The organism is Anabaena cylindrica UHCC 0172 (assembly GCF_034931625.1).
GTDB lineage: Bacteria > Cyanobacteriota > Cyanobacteriia > Cyanobacteriales > Nostocaceae > Anabaena > Anabaena cylindrica_A.
Genome location: NZ_JAYGGY010000092.1, coordinates 47,212 through 69,375, shown reverse-complemented (window position 1 = coordinate 69,375; position 22,164 = coordinate 47,212). Strand labels below are relative to the sequence as shown.

The following is a 22,164-nucleotide window of genomic DNA, read 5'->3' as shown; positions in this document are numbered from 1 at the left end:
AGTTAGCAATCGCTTTCCAAAAAGTATTCATAGTAGGAGTTTGACAGTTTTCGGATATGTCTATTGCGGGTTACGTCTGCTTATCCCGGATATTACTCCATCCCTTTTCAGGCTTTGACCGTTATTTCGGTCTAGGCTTTTGCTTTTTAACCCATCCCTCCCAAATAAAGCTTTTAGCTTGACTGCTTACCTACATATCGACCACTATAGGAACTATAATTTGGGTTGTTTCGTTCCTGATATCCATTGTTTTGAGTCTTTAGAGGGTGTCTATCCACCGGGGGTCTAGGAGGTACGCTGCTTCGGTTGCAAGATCCTAACAGTCCAAACCCCTTGTCGGTTATTTCCAGCCCAAGGTGTGTCCGAAACACAAGCTTATATCCCTTGGTGAGATTTGACGATGGCTCAACGACACTTCGTTTACTCTCCCCATAAACTCTTGCTTGCAGTTGGTGCTTTCAGCAATTACCACCATTAACTGCTTTCATCCCCGCTTTACAGATTTGATAGTCAGTCTCTTCTGTAGGGGCTACCATTACTGGTAGTTTATGTGCTTTTAACCCCGCACCAGGGCAGTAAGAATTGGTTCTTTGTGAACCTCACTTACATGGATATCAAGTTGTCATTAGTAGAGGATTAAAGTGCGGACTCAGCCCCATTAGGGTTACTCTACTAAAGCCTGGAATCCCCCCAAGAAATGGGTTTCTCCAGAACGAATCGCACTTACACGTATCTCGGCTCAATACCATATTTGGACAAGAAAAGTCATATCCAGTTGTAGTTAATTTCCAGGGTAAGCCTGTAACATCAGATGCAGGATTAACATTAATTGCGGAATTAGACAGAAAGAGAAAAATAACATCACGATTTGCAGCATGTTTCAAAGATTACCGAAACCCAGATAAAGTTTTGCATCCAGTTCATAACTTAATTGCACAAAGGATATATGGCTTAATCATGGGTTATGAAGACATAAATGACCATGAAACTCTACGTCACGACCCAATATTTGCACTCGCGGTAGGAAACGTAATTAACTCAGAACAAGAATTAACTACTTTGGCCGGAAAAAGTACCTTAAATCGTCTCGAACATTGTCCAGACAACGTAGATTCAAGAGAAAATAGTCGGTATCACCGGATTGAACATGATGCATTGGGCATAGAAAAACTCCTAGTTGAGCTATTTTTAGAATCTTATCGAAAGCCGCCACGACAGATAACTTTAGATTTGGATGTTACCGATAATTTAGTACATGGTCATCAAGAAGAAACATTTTTTAATCCTTATTACAGAGGATATTGTTATGCTCCACTTTATATTTTTTGTGGGAAACATTTACTAGCAGCAAAACTTCGTCCATCCAACTTAGACCCAGCAGCATGGGGGTTAGAAGAATTACAACGAGTAATAAAAATAATACGCTCACGATGGAAAAATGTGAAAATTATTATTCGCGGAGACAGTGCTTATAGCAGAGAAGAGATAATGGCTTGGTGTGAGTCACAGATGGATATTGATTATGTGTTAGGAATTCCGGAAAACCCTCGGTTACTCCAACTATCACAATCAATAAAGTATCGTGCATCCCAAGAATATTCGAGAAAAATTCAACCTATAGTCGAGTTTTTTGACAGCTTATTTCCTGGAACACCGGATTTGAAAAAAGATGCAGCAGAATTTGTTGATAACTCAGTTTGGTATTGTTCTCTGGACTATCAAACTTTAGACAGTTGGAGTCGTAGCCGTCGTGTTGTAGCCAAGGTAGATTATAGCAATGAAGAAGTCAAGACTCGATTTGTGGTAACTTCTCTCCCTATAAATAAAATTCCTCCAGGACAACTTTATACTCAAAAATACTGTCCACGGGGTAATATGGAAAACCGCCTGAAAGAACAAAAATTAGATTTACAAAGTGATAGAACAAGTACACATACATTTGCCGGAAATCAATTGCGTTTATGGTTTGCAGCCATTGCCTACATTTTAATGAATTTCATGCGAGAGAAATGTTTAGTCAATACAGAATTCAAAAATGCAACGATTGGAACTATACGAACAAAAATATTAAAGCTAGGGGCTGTTATTACAATTAGCAAAAGACAAGTTTTAATTGTTATTAGTAGTGCTTGCCCTTACAAGGAAATCTTTGCAACGATTTATAAGCGTTTATCTCGATTACCAAGTCAATTGTTAATGACAAAATTGGTTCCATAAGAATAACTAATTCTGATTTTAAATAACTATTTTTGGGGTTATTTTGATTAACTTAACCTAACGAATTGTCATGTCAATTTTTATCACTATTTTTTTCGCATTTAGATATATTTTGGTTAAAAGGTATTTTATATATCTTTTTTGCTTCGGTTTTTACTGCTAAATATTTTTAATCGGCGGGGAGTTCAACAATGTATCAATTAATTTATCCTAAATCTGGCTAATCCAGATGTTTTTTTCTCCCTCGTGAGAAATCCGGGTAAGGCATTGATATTGCTAACTGAGTGCGATCGCGCAGACCCAAGCAACTGAGAATATTGGTTAAACGATTTTTAACGGTTTTTTCGGATAGGAATAGAACCTCGGCAATTTCTCGATTGTTCAATCCCTGCGCCACCAGTTCGACAATCTCCCGATCTCTGGGGGTGAGTTCATTCCAACCAGTCAATTCTTGCTTTATGTTCGGCTCAGTTGGAATTTCTAAAATATAATTCATTAGCCCCGGCGCAATCTGCACATAACCTTTTTGGGCAAGGCGAATTGCTTGAGTGAGTTCATCGAAGGGTGTATCTTTCAACAAGTAGCCAACTGCACCAGATTGGAGTGCTTTTTGCACGTACTCACGATCTGCAAAGGTAGTCAAAACAAGTACCTTAATATCAGGAAATTGCGAATGGATTTCTCTGGTTGCCGCAATGCCGTCCATAATCGCCATGCGAATATCCATTAATATCAAATCAGGATTTAATTTTTCTAGTTGAGCTAGACAGTCTTCCCCGTTGACTGCTTCACCAATCACTTCAATTTCGGGGGCAGTTTTTAACAGAGCCTTTAACCCCCTCCTAATCAAGTCTTGATCGTCCACCAAAATTAATTTAATCATATTCATTGAATTGGAATCCTTGCCTGCAATTTGCAGCCCATTTGAGGGGCGGTGACAATTTCTATTTCTCCAGAGATCGCGATCATGCGTTCTTTCATACCTTGTAAACCAAATCCAGTAGTATTATTTGCCAGATCAAAGCCTTTGCCATTATCAGCGATCGTGAGGTTAATTATATCAGTAGATTGGATTAAATTGATAGAAACATTATCAGCCTCAGCGTGCTTACAAATGTTGGTCAAACTCTCTTGAATAATACGAAAAATTGTATTAGCTAATACCTGTGGAGGCGGAGTATGTAAAATTATTTCTGTTTGCGGTAAAACGCCAGTGCTACGATGAAAATCAGTAGTTAAATTATGGATAGCCTCCGACAAAGAAACGCCATCGAGGGGATCGCTTCGGAGAGTTGTAACCGATTGCCGCACTTCTGCTAATACTTTTGTGCCTACTTGCTTTGCTTCTCTGATTAAGGTTTCTGCCTCCTGTTGATCGGTGGGTAATAATCTGAGGGCAGCTTCCAGATAAAGGTTAAAGACAGTGAGGGAATGCCCCAAAGAATCATGAATTTCTCGAGCGATGCGATTTCGCTCTTTTACTTTAGCTAGTTCCTCTACCCTCAAAGCATAATGCCGCAGTCTTTGATTGGCGATCGCTAATTCCTGTTTATTTTTCTCCTCAACTAAAATTTTATCTACTAGTAATTGAAATGAAAAAATGAGTAAGCCAAACAACAAGTTAAGGTTTAGCCAAATAAATTTAGGTTGATTATCTGCTAATTGTAATGGTAGTTGTTGATTGGCAAGACGATAGGAATGAATGGCACAGGCACTCACAAATACACATCCACTTACTACGAATTGTTCAACACCCCTGAGAATTAGGCAACTCCGAATTACAACCACTAAAAACAATAGTTGATAGCTGTAGATTTTCCCCCAAATAGTTAAAGCAGTAATAATGAAAGATTGGATAATAGTGTTAACGTAATTAAATATCTTTTTAGGCGATCGCCACATTCCTAATCCACTAAAGATGGCTAAACCTATAAATATCAGCCCAATACTTTCCTTAAGGCGATTTATCACTAGTAACTGCGAAATTAAAACGAAACTAATCAAAACCCATTCTAAGATAATGATAATTCTGGGGGGTTTAGATGTCATCATGACCATTCAACATCAATGAAAGTTTACCTAAATAATTAGATTAGTTGACCAGAATCGGGAATTGTCAAGGGACTTTTGTCCCAATAGATGGTGACTAAATACCCTAGTTATTATTATCCTCGATTGTTAAGCTAATTCAGCTAAAGATGTACTAAACCATACACTAAAATTATGTTGCGAATTGCAATGATTGCCTTAACGGGGTTAATGCTAATCAGTAATGTGCCACCGACTATCGCTCAGGGGAATGCTCCTAAGCCTTCCATCACCAGTCAATTTCCTGCTCTTAAAGGAATTGATCTCACTAAGGAGCAAGAACAACAGATTGCGTCATTGAGTAAACGCACGATCGCTGAGATAAATGCAAAACTCAGTGCCGAACAGCGACAACAAATCAATACTGCTCTGGATGAAGGGAAGGATTTAAGAACTGCCACCCAGTCTGTCAATCTATCCTTTAGGCAAAAGAGGTCTATGCAGGGTATCTTGCAAACTATGCAATCAGAAATGAGAGAGATTCTTACACCCGCTCAATACCAGCAGTGGGAGCAAAATAACCGTAATCGGAAGAACGGTCAATAATCTCAATTCCCAGTTCTCAATCGGAATTGAATGCCATTTCTGGTGCTGGTGAGAAGAATGAAATCCCTACTCTTGCTAAATACAATCACGCTTAGAGCGCGGTAATGGAGAAAGCGATGATTGATGATCCTCTGTCTAGTTCTATCCAAATAGTTGTTTTCTTGTTTCTTTTTACATTTCTCCTGTCCGTAGCACTAGAGGAATCGAAGCAGGAAATCCTGACGCTCATGAAATCAAGCTTGATGGGGCGATCGCTGCTCGTAAATTTCATTCTGCTGCCGATATTAGGTCTGATTTTAATTTGGTTATTCAGGCTGCCGCCCGAAATTTCTGTGGGCTTTCTGATGGTTGCATTTGCCCCCGGCGGAATGCTGGGGCTGCATTTTGCTCGTGTTGCCAAAGGCAATCTCGCCTATGTCGTGGGTTTGATTTTTCTGTTATCGATCCTATCCATCGTTATTACGCCGACGCTGATTTATCTGGTTTTTCCTAGTATTGCCCCATCGGATGGATTTGTCATGTCACTCCTCGGTCGCCTGTTGTTCTTTATTATCCCCCCGTTTCTGGTAGGACAGATCGTTCAACATTGGCTACCGCCGATCGCCCCGAAATTGCAAAAGCTATCTTCGTTTTTATCGATTGTCTTCTTCATCACATTGACGGTTCTCACGTCTAGACTCAAAGTTCTGGATACTCAAGCACTTTCATGGAATGGGTTGGCGGCGATCGCGGCGTTTATTGGGATGTCCTGGTTCGTTGGTTGGCAACTGGGCGGACCAGAACTTGCAAATCGTAAAGTGTTGGCAATCAGTACCAGCATGAGAAATGTGGCAATTTGCTTGTTAATTGCTACGAGCAGTGTAGTCAATCAAAATATTGAGGCGACGATGCTTGGGTTTAGTGCGTTGCTGACTCCGATGAACCTAGTCTTTGCGATCTCCATGAGTCGCATCCAGCCAACGACTCAAAGGCAGGTAAAACAAGCAGATGCTGATTAGTTCTTTGTTCGGTTTATTAGTGTCGCAATACCGCGATCTCCCGACCTGTCCGATGGCATTGCTAACACACCAAATTGGCATTGAGCCGAGATCCAGATACCGTTGGCGAATGTAATACATACTTGTACGTGAAAGTATTATGTAAGCTCAAACCTTCAATCTGCCGTTGCAGCTTTTAGTTGTAACGCTCTTGTTTATGTGTTTGTAACACTTTCGCCAACAGTATCAGATCCATGCAAATTCGGAAATAGCGGCTGTAAACCCTTGCCATTTCCAGCTTTCACCGATTTTGGTAATTAGAGAAATTGCAGCTTCAAATGGTCGCCTAATAGGTGGCATCAAGACTACATAATTGCTGTACTCCTTGATATATCTCGTTTTTAGCGACTGTTAGTACAAGCGTGATCGCATCTGTTTTTGCGGAATTTACCCCATTGATTTTGACTTTTACCAACTTTCGATGATTGAATAGTCTCTTTCTTCATACCCAGAACCTAGGCTGTTGACTCTGTGGCTTTTTTGGGGTGTGCTTCATGCACTTTTTTGTCGGTTTCCACAATGGCTAAAACCTCGTAACGGCTTGGCTTTTAATGAAACACAAAGTACATGGTACATATTTACTAAAAACTAACAAAGTCAACACCCTACCCAGAACCCCTAAAAAATCAATGTTACTTTGCTTCTTATACCAACTTTCACCCAAATGTTGGTATTTGAGAACGTATAAACCAGATTTATTAGTAACTGTGTACTAAATTTAGTTTGACTGTATTTGGGTAAAACTGGAGGTAGCAAGAAATCTGAAAGCTATATATAACAAGAGTTTTCAGCCTCTATTTCCGAATTTGCAGACATCTCGGCTCAATGCCAAATTAACATTTCCTCACCATTCTGACCAATCACCAAATCGACAATCTAGGAGAAACTAATGTTTAAACGATTTGAAGAACTGAGCCGTACCGTTCGTAATCTACATTCTGTTACAGATTTGCTCAAATCAATGGGGCAGAATACTGACAGCGTATTTGACATTGAAGACAACTTTCGGGGCAGCAATCAGATGAAAGTCTGTGTCGATCGGGTCAAGGCAATCCCTGAAGCGCTCGCCATGATGGAAAGTCGTTATCTTGGGCCAGCGATCGATCTCGAAGCCCTATCTCAATTGTCTCCCGGCACCCTTGGCCATACTTATGCCACGGTGATGAAAGCACTGGGCTTTGACCCGAATTTCTTCCGCCAGCGTGAGATCGAAACGGATGAAGACTGGTTGACTATGCGCCTTCGCAAAACCCACGATCTTGTCCACCTGGTGACGGGGTTTGGCCCCACAGGTGGAGAGTTGGGTGTGCTCTCTACTCAAGCAGTGCAAATTGGTTATCCAATGGGTGTAATGCTTCAGGTTGCCAGCATCGGTATGGCGCTGAAGAAACAACCGGAAAAACTTCCAGATATAACGCAGCAAATAGCAAGAGGCATGGGGATGGCAATCCAAATGAAACAACCGCTAATTGCTCAGCGATGGGAAGATGGCTGGGATAAAACAGTGCGTCAATGGCGCGAGGACTTAAACATTACTGATCCAGTCATTGATGAACCCTACAGCCTCAAGAATCGCCTGCCCGATCTGGATTTGGATTGGTAACAACTGGCAGCCCTTTTTAAAGGGGGGGACTTCTAACCCATTGTTGGTTTGTGCTTTGTACAGGCTACGCAAACGGTTCCCCCTTTTTTCTAGCTCATCTCAATCATCGTGTCTTCAAATCATCTTAATCATCATGTCTCCAACGCTTAAATCTCAACTCAGCCTCGGTTGTCAAATGCTTGGACGGTCTCCCGTGTTGCGAAAGCGGCTGGGATACTTTCTCCTAGCGGTTCTCACCGCAATCAGCCTTTGGCTTAGTCAAGTCCAGGTATCCCATTCCCAACCCAGGGTGCGCGATCGCATTCGCAACGGCAATCAGACCACCGAGACCGTTCAGCCCAGCCGCCTGTCTCCTGAACAGGAGATGAAAATAGGTCAAAAAATGAATCAGGATTTGTTGAGGAGTGGTGAATTCAGGCTCTACCGAAATCCTGACATTCAGAATTATGTCGTACAGATTGGTAAACGTTTAGTGCCCCATAGCGATCGGGCTAACGAGTTAACCTATACCTTTCAAGTCATAGCCGATAACCAGGTCAATGCCTTTGCCACAATGGGGGGGTATGTGTATGTAACAACGGGTCTCATGAAGTTTGCAGATAATGAGGCTCAACTCGCCAGTGTTGTCGGTCATGAAATCGGCCACATTGACGGAAAGCATCTGTTACAACAAATTCGTGCGGATGCAGTTCGTCGGGGACTTGCGACGGCTGCCGGACTCGACCCTGGTAAGATCGCCCAGATTGGTATAGAACTTCTCCGAGAGCGTCCCAACAGCCGTGAGGATGAGTATGATGCAGACCAACGGGGACTGAACATTATGGGTGATGCTGGCTATGCCCAATCGGCGATGCCAGACTTCATGCAGAAGCTAGGGGATCAAGGCGGCTCACCCCCCGAGTTCCTCAGTACTCACCCTGACCCAGAAAATCGGGTTGAAGCCTTGGAAGCTAGCATTGATCCGAACCAACGGGATGGCAACGGATTGGATTCAACCGCCTATTACAATCGCACTCTGCCCCTACGCTAGAGTTTTAACCCACATTCCGCAGATGGGTAGTGGTAAATATGTAGTGAAACCTGATAATTTCTAACCTCATATCTTGCCCCTGGTGACAGCTTCGCTATATCTACGCCAAGCAGCCAAACTTGATAGCTGTTCAGTTACGGCTTCTAACTCGACAGACTTAGCTGCAATATCGTTATTGAGTGATTCTATTTCTCCATTCAGTTGCGATCGCCGTTCAATGTCAATAACTTTTTGAGCAGTATTCAAGCGGTCTTGCTCTTGGAGTTGTTGAATTTCACTTTCTGCTTGCAGTAAGTAGAGTTTGGCTTGTTGCCAAGCAGATTGGTTAAATTCAGCATTACGTGTTGTGGCTCGCAATTATAAATGCTCTGGCTTGCAAACAAGACATTTTTCGGCTCACATTATTTGCAACTGAAATGTTGGTTCGGCTCAAATTATCTGCAACTAGGCTCAGATTATTTGCAACCAGTTTGCAATCATTACTCTCCGGCTCACATTAATTGCAAATAAGCTAGAAGTTATTAGCTGCAATAATTAGGGACAATGCGCTCCAACAGGTGCATTTTGTCAATCCAAAATTTCTGTTGCGAGTTTTAGTTGATCATTTGATAGGACTGGGGAGGTGAAATGCCCATTTTACCCTCAATTCTCTTTTAAGACTCGCAACGGAAAGAATGTTCTGTAACCAGTTTTCTGGTGCGAGTTTAGTTGCAGTTAATGTGAGCCAATATTTATAATTGCAAGCCCATTTGCATTTAATTTGAGCCGAACTGCAATCTTATTTGCAATTAATGTGAGCCAAAAATTGTCTTGTTTGCAAGCCGGAGCGTTTATGTTTGCGAGCCGCAACAATTACTGTGACTTAATTGGTTTTCCTGCTAATCCAACGGATTTTATCGAACATTTACGCTTATGTTTAACACAAGTTGCTGCTGTTGTAGATAATATTTGTGCTGTCGATAAACAATTTACAATTAATAAGGATGGCGACCCTGTATTAAAGAAACCACCATCACTTACCCAACCTCCAGAGGTAGATTTATTGGAGTCGAAAATCCGGGCGCTGATGCCGGAACGGAGTATTTTAGACATATTATGCAATGTTGAGCATTGGTTAAATTGGACTAGACATTTTGGTTTGATGTCAGGAAGTGAAGCCAAAATATCTGAACCAGGGGAACGTTATATTTTTACTACTTTTGGTTATGGTTGCAATCTTGGACCTAATCAAATGGCTCGTCATTCGGGGGGTATGGTGACTGCCCATGAGATTTCTTATACTAACCGTCGCCATGTTAGTGCTGCCAAAATTGAAGCGGCAATTCGGGATATTATTAATGCTTATAATCGGTTTACTTTACCGAATTGTTGGGGGACGGGGAAAAAGGCGGCTGCGGATGGCAGTAAGTTTGAGATCTACGAGAATAATTTACACAGTGAGTATCATATCCGTTATGGTGGTTACGGTGGTATTGCCTATCATCATGTTTCTGATAAATACATTGCTTTGTTTACTCACTTCATTACTTGTGGGGTTTGGGAAGCGGTTTATATTTTGGATGGGTTGTTGAAAAATCTCTCGGATATTCAGCCGGATACGTTGCACGCAGATACTCAAGGTCAGTCTAGACCTGTGTTTGCTATTTCCTATCTTCTGGGTATCAAGTTGATGCCACGTATCCGTAATTGGAAGGATCTTAGTTTTGTGCGTCCTGGTGCAGATGTTAGCTATCAGCATATTGAGCCGCTGTTTAAGGGTGTTGTCAATTGGAGTTTAATTCAGACTCACTGGTATGACATGATGCGGGTGGTGCTGTCAATTAAGGCTGGTAAGGTGATGCCTTCGACGCTGTTACGTAAGTTGGGGAGCTACAGTCGGAAAAATCGTCTTTATCAAGCTTTTCAAGAGTTGGGTAAGGTGGTACGGACTATGTTTCTGCTGGATTATATTTCTAATGTTACGTTGAGACGGGAAATTAGGCTAGACTGTGCCAAATTGGGAGTTTTGTACGCTAAGAAATCAAAGTAATCGCCCTCTTCCTTGCCATTAAAGATTTTTAGCGTTCAACTCTCAAGGAATTTTTTAACGACCATTGGTCTGAAAATACAAAAAATTTCATTCGGATGACACTTTCTGAAACTATTGATAGTTAAGGGCTTCAACTTTTAGAGGTTTTCTTAGCGTACAAATTTCCCGTTTCGGCACAGTCCAGCCCATCTTGAATGCAAATAACCACCAGTTGATTATCGCAGATTTTTCTTGAGGGAAATTGAAATTAGAGAAGCTGGCATGGTGAGTAAAGAGGCGAACTGCTTGCAGCAGCGTTAGCGATCGCTTGTATCATGATTTCCCTTAAGAATTTATCAGCACGTCAACGATGAGTCAGATCGGAGATTGCGATTTAACGCCATATTCAATATATAATTAATGCAGTAATCAATGCAGTAATTAAGTAATCAATGCAGTATGACAATAATTGCTTTTATAAATCAGAAGGGTGGATGCTCAAAATCCACCTCAGCAGTGCATTTAGCCTATTGGTTATCACGCAAGGGTCATAAAGTCAGGTTGTTAGATGCCGACGCGCAGCGCAGTAGCTCAGTGTGGTTGAAGTTGATGGAGTCAGAAATTCCGACTACGACGCTCAACGTACCGGATGAACTTTTAGAACAAATCCCAGAGTTAGCAGCTGAATGTGACTATTTAATTGTGGATGGACCAGCCGGTTTATCGGAAGCAAGTCGGGCGATATTATTCAGAACTGATTTAGCGGTTATTCCCTGTCAACCTACTGGTTTAGATTTGCAATCTGCCAGTGATGCCGTGCGTTTAATTAAACAAGCTCAATCTGTTAGGGGGGGTTCGCCAACAGCAGCAGTATTTATTAGTCGTGCTGTTAAAGGAACTAAGCTAAAAGACGAAGCGATCGCACTGCTATCAAAAATCAAAGAAGTGTCAGTTCTAGAAACGGTGATTCACCAAAAACAAGCAATAGCCGATACCTTTGGTCAGGGTACAACCATTTGGGGATTGTCCGGCCGTCCGGCAGCGGAATCACAACGAGAGTATGAACGACTGTTTAAAGAAATTGTGGGGATGCTGAAATGAACAAAAAGCGTAAACCCCTTGATGATGCCCTGGCTCGTGAATTTGTTTATGGCAGTACACCACAAGAAACGGAACAGGTTGATACTGTCGAGCAACCAGAACCGACACCAACCGGAATAGAAACTATGCCCCCGTCCGCAGAACCGAGCAAACCATCAATTATGTCTCAACTACAAGTTACCTCTAAAGAACCAACTATTAGACTGACCGTTGATTTACCTGAGTCTATGCACCGTAAGCTGTCTATGCTGGCTGCTAAAACAGGCCGCAAAAAGGCTGAAATTGTCCGTTTCTTACTTGATGAAGCATTCCAAAAACTAGAATAAAAATGCAGTAATGCAGTAATTAAGCAATCAATGCAGTAAGCTAGTGATTGATGGTCGCTGCTAATAAAATGTTAGTCTTGTCCATAGAGATAGAGGGTTTCAGGCGGGATACGGGCAAATTGGGACACGTTATAAAGTTTTGTGAACTTAATTCTTAAAACTCTTAATTTACCGCTGTTTCAGCTTCTATCTGAACTTGATTGTTCAAATGAAAACATCCCCAAAAAGGGTTATTTATGAGCAAATTTGAGAAGCTGAAGCGCGTAAAAAGTTGAATTTAGTATGCAAAATTTGAATGTCTCTATACCATTTTCACGCAAGTTAGTACAGTAGGTTCGATAAATATCTGGCTGATATTGATATCCCTATATCTTCTAAAAACTCTAATAATTTGCCTTGGGTCATGTTGCCCTCATAGTATAGGGTTTCAATTTTTTGAGGTTTTCTTAGCGTACAAATTTCCCGAATCGGCACGGTGATGCCTTGTTTGCCTGAATTTAGCTGAATTTAAATAGTCCTGAATTTAACTAAACTTTTAATCTAAAGCTTAAAGATAGTATTAGCAAATACAAGTATTAACTATACAGTCTGCTTTTTGGCAGAAAGGAAATCAATCATGTCTTTTTGGGACGATGCAACAGACTATATTTCAGCACCTTTTAAAAAGATAGCTGAAGGTAAAGTGGGTGACGGGTTGCTGGATATGGCGAAAAAGTTTACTCCGGCAGGAATAATCTATGACCAACTCGACACTATATCGCAAAGGCACGTCCATATTGCAAATGCTACTGGAATGCCAATTGCGGTTGTCGTTTCGGCAAACAAAGATTGGAGCTATGCAGATATCGGTGCTTCTGCTGCAATACTTGTTGCTAGCCTTGGGTCTTCTGCACCATCAGGGTTAAATGCGATCAAGCAAGCGCGTACTTTGATGGAACTTTATACCGCGACAAAAGCTCTTCGAGCAACAGTCGGGGTTGGTGTTCAAGTATATAAAGCTTTTGCAAAAAAAGGAACGACTATCGAGAACGGTCAGGTTACGGATATAATCCAAAGATCCAACACGAACCCATTTCATTACCTTAATCCTAGTCAATATGGCGCTATAGCTAATGCTAGTGATTTGACAGTAATGATCGTAAGAGAGGATGGCAAATTGGCGATTTTTAACACTAATAGTGATACATCGTGGATCATGTATCCTCCCAGTTATTGCCGTTCACAATATGGCAAACTTTGGATGCCCGATGATAGTGAGTCTCGTAATTGGAATGCTTAAGGAAGTTTGACCAATAATAAATGTTGAGAATTTTGCTTCAGTTATTGTTTTCCAATAGTGGCATAACAGGGCTAAGGAAGTGATCCCTGACTATCGCCACAGAGCCAGCCGCCGCGTAGGTGGCTTTTATTTTGCAGTTAAAGGCATCTGTCCGCAGCTTTTGCAACATTTATTTACATCGTGTCCCAATTTGCAGATATCCCGGCTGTCTCCAGTCGGTGGTGTATGTTCCTGTGGCTGGGTTTTTTTTTGCATAAACTCTCCGGCTCGCAAACAATGAGTTAAAATCCAAAATCGTGGCGTATGAAGCGGGCTGACTTGGAAGCTTATATTAATGAGGTTTTATGATGAACAAGATATTAACGGTTTGTACAGAGTGCGGACAAGAACACTTTTATAATGACTTGCGACCAAACAACTGCAATGCTTGTGATTCAAACTTAACTGGGAGAGATTACCCAATGGAATTAGTAGATAAGTTTGTTGAAAGTGTTGAAAACATAAGCAGAAAATTAAACTGCTCTTTTGATGAAAGCTTAGATTTTATAAAACAAAGCCTTGATACGTTTATTTCTGTTAGTGATAATTTGGTTGAAGATCCTGTAATTTGGGAAATTCTACAGCCACCTGATTAAAAAATTTCAGCATTAAGCTCAGAACTTTTGCAGGTATGCGATCGCTTTCTCCCAGATTTCCCTCAATATTTCTTAACTAAGTTTTGCAAAATTCACATAATATTGAGTGAAGGTACTCTAGCAAATTTTACGTAAAGTAGCGTACCATAATTTTAATGTAGCTTAAGGATTTATTAATAATGTCTAAGCAACTAGGTTCAGAAGAAGCTGAAAACATTGATGCACAAGGGCTGAAAGAAAATAATACCAGTGAGTTTGAACAAACAGAAAGTGGTACAGACACAAGACCATTAAAGGAAATTGTTTTTGAAATTTGTGAAAATCTATATAGAGATTCTAAAAATATCCCAAGCATTACAAGAAAATTAGTGCGCCAACGCGCAGGTAGAGGAAGCGACCGAGATTTAAGCAAGTACATTAATGATTGGAAAGAATCAAAAGCTTTAGTCGTTCAACAGCCAAATTCACAAGCCGTTGCTGGAACAAACAATGGTACTGAGGTACGCGCACAGCCTATAAATGATGCTTTTATGCCCGATAACGACATGGCAAATTTAGTTCGCGGCGGTGCAGAAAGTGCAGCAGGGATGTTAATTGCGAATAGCGCGATCGCTACTCACTTTTATATGAACCCTGATAAATTACCTGATGACTTAAAAGAACAGGTACAGGAGGCTACCGAAAATTTTACGCAGTCGCGGGCAAATTACAATCGTTCGATTTTCGACCCGCAGAAGCTAATAGATCAAGCAATGGAAAGAATCGGATAATTAAGTTTCTTAAATTATTTATTGGAGGATTAGCGAAGCGTTCCGCAGAAATCCGGGTTAGTAGCTTTAATCCCTTAATAATTTTTCCCACTATAATTTCACTAATTCCCAAACCTTCCAAGATTTCCCCTAAGAATGAAATTGAGGAAGAAGTTACAGCCGGTGATTTTGTCATTTATAGACAAGCAGAATTAAACCGCACCACAGCATCACTATTAGCTAATGGTGCAATTTTGATTGTCGGTGAAGAAGGCAGTGGTAAATCTGTACTGGCTCAGTCAGTAGTTGAAAAGCTAACTGATGATGGTTTTATGGTGGCCTTTGTGGAACCAACTACACCTAAACAAATGCTTTTAGAAATTACTCAACAGTTTGATTTACCCACACAGGATATAGAGGGAAAAAATTTAACTGTGGATAAACTGAAAAGAGCGATCGCGGACTTCTTAGGGGAAAACACAGCTTTTATAATTCTCGACGATGCCCAAAGCTGTGATATGAAGTTTAGGATTTGGCTGAAGCAGCTACGGCGTAAGGGTGTGCCAATGTTGGTTTTAGCAACCGATCCACCACGCTCTGACATTTTTATCAATATCCCCAGAATTGAACTGAAACCATTACCGGAAAAGGCAATCAGGGAAATAATGAGGAGCGCAGCGGCTGAGAGAATGATTGATTTATCAGCTGCTGATTTATCCAAACTTCAGGAGCGGGCAGGGGGTAATCCGATGTTGGCGATTCGTGCCATCGAGGAAGAATATTTAGGCTTAGATATTGAAGGTGCAGATCATCGGCGCTACTTTGATATCACCCCATTAATTCTAGTTATTGGCGTAATCTTCGTAATTATGCGATTTATTGGACTTGGAACAAATGACCAAGCTCTCTATATATTTGGTGGAATTGCTGCGGCTGTATTCCTTGGGCTTTCCCGCTTGCTCTATAGCTTGCCCCAGGAAGAGAGGAGAATTAGATGATTAGAAAAATTAGAGAAATTAGAAAAACTCCTGAATATTATATATTGTGCGTTATGCCCTTAATATTGATGGTTTTTCTAGTATCTGTACTTGCCAGATGTTTAATATTTTGTGGTATAAATTTGCGTAATGATACAAAAATATCTAGTTTTTTCAACGTAATCTATCTTGCTTTAGGATATCCCTCTTTGATTGATGATCAAAGTGAAGAGAGGAGAATTAGATAATGCTGGGAATATCTCACCTTTTAATTAGTGGCACTGCTGCCAGCTTGCTTTTAGGAAGTGCTGATCCTGTGATAATTGCCGTTGGTGCAATGGGTGGCTTACTTCCAGATATTGATATTTCAACATCACCGGCTGGTCGAATGTTCCCTTGGATATCTGGGTACTTTGAGGAAACAATGCCGCATAGAAGCTGTACACATTCATTAGTTGCCACCGCTGCCGTTGCGATCGCATCCTTTGGAATATCAGTTTTTCTGCCTAAACTGTTACCCCTAGCTTCAGCTTTAACAATTGGTTATACATTTGGCTGGTTCGCCGACTGTTTTACCCGTGGTGGTGTAGAAATGTTCTGGCCTTCACCAGTTAGATGTGTCTGCCCAGGCAATAGAAATTTGCGCCTAAAAACTGGTAGCAACGCTGAATACTTCATACTTTGTATTCTGATTGCGATCGCTCTTAGCAGTTTTAGTATTAATTCTAGAGGTGGAGTTTTAACCCAATTTAACCGATTAATTGCATCTAGCTCTGGTGTACAGCATATTTACAACGAATCTGGGGCAACTCATAAAATCATTGCAAATATCAAAGGTGTAAGGGCTGGAGACAGATCACAAATTAATGGGCAGTTTCACATAATTCAAAGTCAAGGTAACGGCTTTATAGTTTCTGAACCCAATACAGGGAAACTGTATAAAGCTGCAACTGATCCTGATAGTCAGATTATTATTCAAGAAATTACCGCAGATGTTGGAAAACCTGCTATTACTACAATTGAATCTATATTTTTAGATGATGAATCTATTGAAGGAGCGATCGCTAAATATAAACGCGCCGGCTCGACGGTATTTATTAGTGGCCAGCTATCAGTTGACGACTTAGATACATCTTCAATTCCCCGTGACCCTTACCAATTCCCTAGCATTCAAGCTACATCTAGTAGCATTACTTTAGAAGCTGCACCATTACAAGCTGTGAGCAAATTCTTAGGGGATGAATATGCTACCGGACAAATTCAAATCAAAATTATTACGACTAACCAAATATGAAACCATTACCACAGGCTACTCTCAAGCCAAATAGTAACAACAAATTACCAAAGGAGCGATCGCACTCAGGCATATTCTTAGGGGAAAAGTGTTTTTGGAATCCTGCAACTTTGCCTAATGGTCATGTAGCTATTATCGGTACTTCTGGAAGTGGTAAAACTCAAACGTTAAAATCACTAGCCTTTGAGCTACCTGAATTTATATCGGGTGTACACTGCATAGTAATTGATTTTCATGGTGATCAGGAACTACCTGATGAAATTTGCTACCCACTTGATATGGAATCAAATTATGGGATTAATCCCCTCACCATAGATTTAGATACCAAAGGTGGTGGTCCATCACTGCAAGCGATCGCAGTAGCCTCTATTTTACGTAAAGCCTTGGTTATGGGTGCGAACCAAGAAGGCTTAATGATTGACATTCTAGTGGGAAATTACAAAGCTTGTGGAATAACACAGGAAGATCCAAGCACCTGGAGCAGAAAACCGCCAACATTCCAAAACCTTAGAGACGAAATTGAGTCAAGGATTGAGGATGGTTGTAAAGAATCACCAAAACTAGCTTTAAAGCTTGCTGCTATGTTTGAATATGGTATTTTTAATAAACCTCAACCCAGCCTAAATTTACCCTTGATTAGATTTGATCTATCTGCACTTGGTAAAGTGCCGGGGTTAAGTGCGATCGCAACTGAAGCGATAATTAAACAATTAATGGATTCTCATAGGATTGCTGGTGAAATTGAAGATAAAATTCCCAGAACGTTTATTATTATTGATGAGGCTAAAGAAGTTAAGAACAGTAAAACTTTAAATATTATATTGGCAGATGGTAGAAAATACGGGTTATGCTGTATCTTAGCTTCTCAAAGAGATTGTGAATTAAGTAAAGAAGTTATAGCTAATACTTCTACAAAAATTATACTTATGCTGGATCAAACAGAAGTTAAGGCTGTTTCTAATAGGTTTAGATTTTCAGCTAATTTAGTAGCACAATTGCAACCGCTAGAGGCATTAGTTAGAATGGGGAGTGATGGAATCAAAACATCTATAAAACCGTTTTATGAAAGATATAAAGAATAACCAATTATTAATAAATATTACTGTTATAGGTGCGATCGCTCTATTCTTATTCATTCTTAAGGGAAATAAGGATGCTGTGGAAAACCCCGCAGTAGCTCAAGCTGTAAGCCAGCAGGTAGCAAATGAGGATGATGAAGAACCAGAGCAACTTAACTCAGTTTTACAAAAAAATAGACCATTAAAGATGTCTATATCTGTTAATTCTCCTTCATTCCTTAAAGTAAAACTAGGGGATGAAATTAAAGAGGGTGATATTATTTCTGATAACTCTACCGAACGCCAAAGGTTACAGCGTCAGAAAAAATCTATTCAGCTACAGATTGACAACTTAAACTCTAAAACTTTAATTCCACCTACACAGCCATTACCCACACCATTATTAAGGGAAATTCCACCAGCCAACTTTAACGAAGAACTAGCTAATATTGCACAAGCTGAGTTAAAACTAAAGCAAGCTAGAGCAGTACTAAATAGCCGTTCTACAATACTAATAACTGATAACCCAGAGCGCCGCGCCGAATTTGAAAAGGCTGGTGCATCACTTGCGATCGCATCCCAGAATATCAATGAGCAGGAACAGATGATTGCTGCTATGAATGATATGAAAATGCAATCAGAGATTTTGCAGCATGAACAATCGAAGTTAAGGCAACTGCAATCAAAACATAGTCAAGCACTATCAGAAGTTGAACAAGCACAGGCTAAACTGTCCGCTGCTGCTATTGCTCAAAATCAGGAGTTAGAACAGCTAAAAACTAACATTACTTTGGCAGAGTCAGAATTAAATATAGCTAAATCTAGATTAGAAGCAGCACGTACAAGGCGACAGGTTCAAGAGTACGAAGCCAGTGTAGAGGAATCGAAGCGATCGCAATCTATAACCCAGTCAAATCAGGATTATGAAAAATCAAGATTGCAGTACGAGGAAGCTGCAAGAAATAAAGATTATCAACTTGCACAACTTGATATATCACTTTCAGCAATTGATGATAAATTAGCAGATATTCCTATAGTAAGAAGTCCGAGAAATGGCTACATTAGAAAAATTAAGCCGTGGACGGGGAAAGACGGCAAATATACAACTTCTATTACTATTGATTCTAATATTTCCCCTAAGAATAGAGACAGCAGCGGGACAAAACCCACAACCACGACAAAGCCCGACATTAACCCCGCCAAACCCCAGTAAAGGAACTCCGACAACTACGACAGATGATTTTCCAGAAGAGGAGCAAACCCTTGAATCTCCTGCTAGTAAGCCTTCTGGGAAGACACCGATAATGCCGACAGAAGGCGATGATATAGACCCTGAACAGGCAGAAGAGGAAGCTGATAAATTAGTACCTAAAACAGAGCAAAACCCTTTTAATCGACCGGATATTGATAAACTTTTAAGTGATCAATTCAATGATGATATGTGGCGGATAATGCGGGGCGGTTTACCCTGTTTAGAAACGACATCAAGCTGTTTGGATCAACTCCAAACTAAAGCTGTTGGTGGTTCAGTTCTACTAAAAGAATTAGACAACAGAATTCAAGAAGCTAATGACAAAATAAATGAGGCGAAAGCGCGTAATGCCAAAACTGTAAGGTTATCTATTCTCACCCCTGCTTTACAATACTTACTTGGCCCCACTCCCACACCAGGACAACCCCAGCAAGGAAACGGATTAATAGATAACTTACTGGGGATATTTTCTGGTAAAACTGGAATATTGAACGGGTTGCTAAATGTGATTGGTGTGCCACTATTTCAAGGCTCTCAAGGTGCAAATGCTGAAGCTAATCGGAATGCGATCGCTATTTCTGACTTACAAATAAAAGTAGCTGAACTTCAACGGAGCAGAGCGCAATTAGCAGATACTACTAGAGAGAAAGTAGCGATCGCTCTTGTTAAATTTGATGAGGCGCGGACTGATTTTCAAGTATCTCAAGTTGTAGGTGCTAGAGCTATTGATCAATTTAAAGTATTCGAGCTTAGGTACATCAGAGGTAACAACGACACTGAGGCATATCTAGCAAAGCAAAGTCAGCTTGATAAAACCAAGGCTGATACTTATTCTTCTTGGGGGAAAATGAGGCGATCGCTCTTTGAAATAAAGCTACTAGTTCTCGGCGTTAAAAATGCTGAAATTTAAAGCCTGCTGAATTTTTAATAACTGAAGGTAGAGAAACATTTTTAACAACTTAACTCTACTCAACTGATTAGGAACGCTTTTATCTTTTAGTATTAATGACGTAGACTCAATGATATTAATTATAATTTCAGCATAATACTTTAGAGATGGTTTACTTATTTGAAGTAATCCTAAATTGCAACGCCTAACTTTTTCAATTAAATCATCCCAACTTCTAGCAGGGTGATAAGCGATCGCATCTTCTGCATACCCTATCTTGTATCCCTTAATAAATGCTCTATTACCAAATTCAAAATCACCCATAGAGCGCAGCTTCTCATCAAACAATCCAACCTCTTCAAAAACTTCTTTTTTAATAAAGGCGTTACCTGTAGCTGCAAAGTTTCTCTTGCTAACCCATATATCTTGTCTCAAATGCAAACAAGAATCTAGATACTCATCTATTTTAAATTCAAATCCAATCATCTGAATTTTTCCACCGACAATTGATAAGTTATTTTTTTTAATAAAATCAACACCTAATTTTATCCAATCTTTATCTAAAATACAGTCGCTATCTGTAAAGGCTAATATATCTCCAAGAGCCGCTTTTGTTCCTATATTTCTGCAAGCATAAGAACCAACATTAACGTTAGATTTGATGTACTTAACACCAAAGAAATTGTCACATATATTTTTAATATTAACCTTGTCAGAACAATCATCTACTACAATTATTTGACAGTTAAAATATGATTGTTTTTTAAGTGTATCTAATGTTGATAATAGTCTAGAGTCGTTATAAACTGGAATAATTACAGATACTAAAATAGTCATGATAGTTGAAAACAGTAAAGTTAATCCAAGCGAGTTTACAAATTGGGCTTTGCCAATGGATGTATTACAATGGTTAGAAGGTTTTATAATTGAGAAAAATATTAAATCAATTGTTGAGTGTGGATCAGGACTTTCCACTATTTTCTTAGGGGAAATGCAGCAGAAAGGGGTTATAGAGCGATCGCTTACTTTAGAAGATAATCAAGATTGGTATGATTATACTTGTAGAAAATTACTTGAGAAAAACCTTGCTGATTATACAGAAGTTAAACTAACCCCAAGAAAGCAGCAAGCTTGTAATAAAATATTAGTTAGCTGGTACAACATTTCTGGAATTGAACCTTTTGACGCAGACTTAATAATTGTAGATGGACCACCTTCTAGAAGTGCTATGTTAGCTAGACACCCAGCGCCACATTTATTAAAAAACTTTATTAAACCTGGAACGTACTTAGTAATAGATGATTACTTTAGATCTGAAGAATCTAAAACTGTAGAGATGTGGTTGGAGGAATTGCCAATTACCCTAATAGAAATTTTGGGAATTGGCAAAGGACTGGCACTACTGCAATACTTATGATCCGCCGCCGTTTTGAGCCCAAGCTGCCGGAACATACCCAACTCCGCTTGTACATCTTGGCGCGTTTCCTGCATTTGGCAGATCAGCCAGAACCCTTTCGATTGCGTCAACGCTAAAGGTTGGCGGAATGCTAAAGGATGAAGAATTACGAAGCGTGCCAAACCCGCAAGAATTGATTCTTACCGTCCTTGTCGTATCTCTAGGAATATTTAAAAGTACTGCACTGTTTGCAGTTTGTCCAACGATAACGACATCTCCCGCAGGAGTTTTAAAGTTATCTGGCCTAGCTTCTGAAAAAGATCCTCCAGTGCAAGTTGGCAAAAGCTGAGTACTTAATGAAGAAAGAGTGACAGTTGTCCCTGCAACCTGAATGGTTGGTGTTGTTCCTACCGTGCTAGCAGTAAGCCTAATTTCTCCGCAGTTTCCAGCAACTCTAGAGCTAAATCTGTCTATGTACCCTAGTGCTACAGAAGTAGTTCCATTTGGTGTTCCGCTGATGAAAACGGTCGTTGCACCATCAATAATCGTTTTGTAAACTGTGTTTCCTGAGTAAGGAATTGCATTAGCTTGGGGGATAAATCCTAAAGAAGCGATCGCACCCAGTAAGCTATAACTAAACAACCTTTTTAGTTTATTTTTCATATCACGATAAGTATCA

At 40.2% G+C, this 22,164-nt stretch carries 23 protein-coding genes; 17 read left to right on the top strand and 6 right to left on the bottom strand.

Annotated elements, in window-relative coordinates; genetic code table 11:
• The first annotated feature begins 747 nt into the window (after positions 1-747).
• Positions 748-2,217 carry an IS1380 family transposase gene (locus tag VB713_RS20505; protein ID WP_323313354.1) on the top strand — a complete coding sequence of 490 codons (1,470 nt, stop codon included), beginning with the start codon at positions 748-750 and terminating at the stop codon, positions 2,215-2,217.
• Between the two features lie 220 nt (positions 2,218-2,437).
• On the opposite strand, the gene VB713_RS20500 is transcribed toward VB713_RS20505, so the two are convergent.
• Positions 2,438-3,100, bottom strand: coding sequence for a response regulator transcription factor (locus VB713_RS20500; protein ID WP_323313353.1), 663 nt, complete (start codon positions 3,098-3,100; stop codon positions 2,438-2,440).
• Positions 3,101-3,102: 2 nt separating this feature from the next.
• Complete coding sequence (locus tag VB713_RS20495; RefSeq protein WP_323313352.1) at positions 3,103-4,269, bottom strand: sensor histidine kinase; 1,167 nt, start codon at positions 4,267-4,269, stop codon at positions 3,103-3,105.
• 171 nt (positions 4,270-4,440) lie between these two features.
• Here VB713_RS20495 and VB713_RS20490 point away from each other — a divergent pair, with 171 nt between their 5' ends.
• From VB713_RS20490 to VB713_RS20475, 4 genes are all read left to right on the top strand, one after another.
• Positions 4,441-4,851, top strand: a complete 411-nt coding sequence (locus VB713_RS20490; protein ID WP_323313351.1) for a hypothetical protein — start codon at positions 4,441-4,443, stop codon at positions 4,849-4,851.
• A gap of 116 nt (positions 4,852-4,967) precedes the next feature.
• Entirely contained in the window at positions 4,968-5,849 is an 882-nt protein-coding gene (locus VB713_RS20485) for a bile acid:sodium symporter family protein (protein ID WP_323313350.1), read from the top strand.
• 928 nt (positions 5,850-6,777) lie between these two features.
• Positions 6,778-7,491 carry a Coq4 family protein gene (locus VB713_RS20480; RefSeq protein ID WP_323313349.1) on the top strand — a complete coding sequence of 238 codons (714 nt, stop codon included), beginning with the start codon at positions 6,778-6,780 and terminating at the stop codon, positions 7,489-7,491.
• A 289-nt stretch (positions 7,492-7,780) separates the two neighbouring features.
• A complete protein-coding gene (locus VB713_RS20475) occupies positions 7,781-8,521 on the top strand; it encodes a M48 family metallopeptidase (RefSeq protein WP_323313348.1) in 741 nt (246 codons plus the stop codon).
• Positions 8,522-8,587: 66 nt separating this feature from the next.
• Here the strand turns inward: VB713_RS20475 and VB713_RS20470 are convergent, their stop codons facing one another.
• Positions 8,588-8,878 carry a hypothetical protein gene (locus VB713_RS20470; protein ID WP_323313347.1) on the bottom strand — a complete coding sequence of 97 codons (291 nt, stop codon included), beginning with the start codon at positions 8,876-8,878 and terminating at the stop codon, positions 8,588-8,590.
• 475 nt (positions 8,879-9,353) lie between these two features.
• On the opposite strand from VB713_RS20470, the gene VB713_RS20465 reads away from it, so the two are divergent.
• The 4 genes from VB713_RS20465 to VB713_RS20450 all read left to right on the top strand — a co-directional run bounded on the left by VB713_RS20465 (position 9,354) and on the right by VB713_RS20450 (position 13,235).
• Positions 9,354-10,550, top strand: coding sequence for a transposase (locus VB713_RS20465; protein ID WP_416242463.1), 1,197 nt, complete (start codon positions 9,354-9,356; stop codon positions 10,548-10,550).
• 438 nt (positions 10,551-10,988) lie between these two features.
• A complete protein-coding gene (locus tag VB713_RS20460) occupies positions 10,989-11,630 on the top strand; it encodes an AAA family ATPase (RefSeq protein ID WP_323313346.1) in 642 nt (213 codons plus the stop codon).
• Entirely contained in the window at positions 11,627-11,956 is a 330-nt protein-coding gene (locus VB713_RS20455) for a CopG family transcriptional regulator (RefSeq protein ID WP_323313345.1), read from the top strand. Before VB713_RS20460 ends, VB713_RS20455 begins: the two co-directional genes overlap by 4 nt.
• A 616-nt stretch (positions 11,957-12,572) precedes the next feature.
• The gene (locus VB713_RS20450) at positions 12,573-13,235 is read left to right on the top strand and encodes a hypothetical protein (RefSeq protein WP_323313344.1); all 663 of its coding nucleotides are present in this window, start codon (positions 12,573-12,575) and stop codon (positions 13,233-13,235) included.
• A 126-nt stretch (positions 13,236-13,361) separates the two neighbouring features.
• Here the strand turns inward: VB713_RS20450 and VB713_RS20445 are convergent, their stop codons facing one another.
• Positions 13,362-13,490 carry a hypothetical protein gene (locus tag VB713_RS20445; protein WP_323313343.1) on the bottom strand — a complete coding sequence of 43 codons (129 nt, stop codon included), beginning with the start codon at positions 13,488-13,490 and terminating at the stop codon, positions 13,362-13,364.
• A gap of 89 nt (positions 13,491-13,579) precedes the next feature.
• Between VB713_RS20445 and VB713_RS20440 the strand changes: the two genes are divergently transcribed.
• From VB713_RS20440 to VB713_RS20410, 7 genes are all read left to right on the top strand, one after another.
• A complete protein-coding gene (locus tag VB713_RS20440; protein ID WP_323313342.1) occupies positions 13,580-13,870 on the top strand; it encodes a hypothetical protein in 291 nt (96 codons plus the stop codon).
• A gap of 179 nt (positions 13,871-14,049) precedes the next feature.
• On the top strand, positions 14,050-14,640 hold the full coding sequence (locus VB713_RS20435; protein WP_323313341.1) for a DNA-binding protein: 591 nt from the start codon (positions 14,050-14,052) through the stop codon (positions 14,638-14,640).
• Between the two features lie 233 nt (positions 14,641-14,873).
• Positions 14,874-15,617 carry an ATP-binding protein gene (locus VB713_RS20430; protein WP_323313340.1) on the top strand — a complete coding sequence of 248 codons (744 nt, stop codon included), beginning with the start codon at positions 14,874-14,876 and terminating at the stop codon, positions 15,615-15,617.
• 226 nt (positions 15,618-15,843) lie between these two features.
• The gene (locus tag VB713_RS20425) at positions 15,844-16,890 is read left to right on the top strand and encodes a metal-dependent hydrolase (RefSeq protein WP_323313339.1); all 1,047 of its coding nucleotides are present in this window, start codon (positions 15,844-15,846) and stop codon (positions 16,888-16,890) included.
• Positions 16,887-17,972 carry an ATP-binding protein gene (locus VB713_RS20420; RefSeq protein WP_323313338.1) on the top strand — a complete coding sequence of 362 codons (1,086 nt, stop codon included), beginning with the start codon at positions 16,887-16,889 and terminating at the stop codon, positions 17,970-17,972. Before VB713_RS20425 ends, VB713_RS20420 begins: the two co-directional genes overlap by 4 nt.
• Entirely contained in the window at positions 17,953-19,161 is a 1,209-nt protein-coding gene (locus tag VB713_RS20415; protein ID WP_323313337.1) for a hypothetical protein, read from the top strand. The genes VB713_RS20420 and VB713_RS20415 overlap by 20 nt, the downstream gene beginning before the upstream one ends.
• Positions 19,067-20,110: a hypothetical protein gene (locus VB713_RS20410; RefSeq protein ID WP_323313336.1), complete on the top strand. Its 1,044-nt coding sequence runs from the start codon at positions 19,067-19,069 to the stop codon at positions 20,108-20,110. The genes VB713_RS20415 and VB713_RS20410 overlap by 95 nt, the downstream gene beginning before the upstream one ends.
• Here the strand turns inward: VB713_RS20410 and VB713_RS20405 are convergent.
• Entirely contained in the window at positions 20,078-20,926 is an 849-nt protein-coding gene (locus VB713_RS20405; protein ID WP_323313335.1) for a glycosyltransferase family 2 protein, read from the bottom strand. The genes VB713_RS20410 and VB713_RS20405 overlap by 33 nt on opposite strands.
• Here VB713_RS20405 and VB713_RS20400 point away from each other — a divergent pair.
• Positions 20,925-21,506: a hypothetical protein gene (locus tag VB713_RS20400; RefSeq protein WP_323313334.1), complete on the top strand. Its 582-nt coding sequence runs from the start codon at positions 20,925-20,927 to the stop codon at positions 21,504-21,506. The genes VB713_RS20405 and VB713_RS20400 overlap by 2 nt on opposite strands.
• Here the strand turns inward: VB713_RS20400 and VB713_RS20395 are convergent.
• The gene (locus VB713_RS20395; protein WP_323313333.1) at positions 21,501-22,127 is read right to left on the bottom strand and encodes a hypothetical protein; all 627 of its coding nucleotides are present in this window, start codon (positions 22,125-22,127) and stop codon (positions 21,501-21,503) included. The two genes, VB713_RS20400 and VB713_RS20395, sit on opposite strands and share 6 nt — an antisense overlap.
• Between the last annotated feature and the right edge of the window lie 37 nt (positions 22,128-22,164).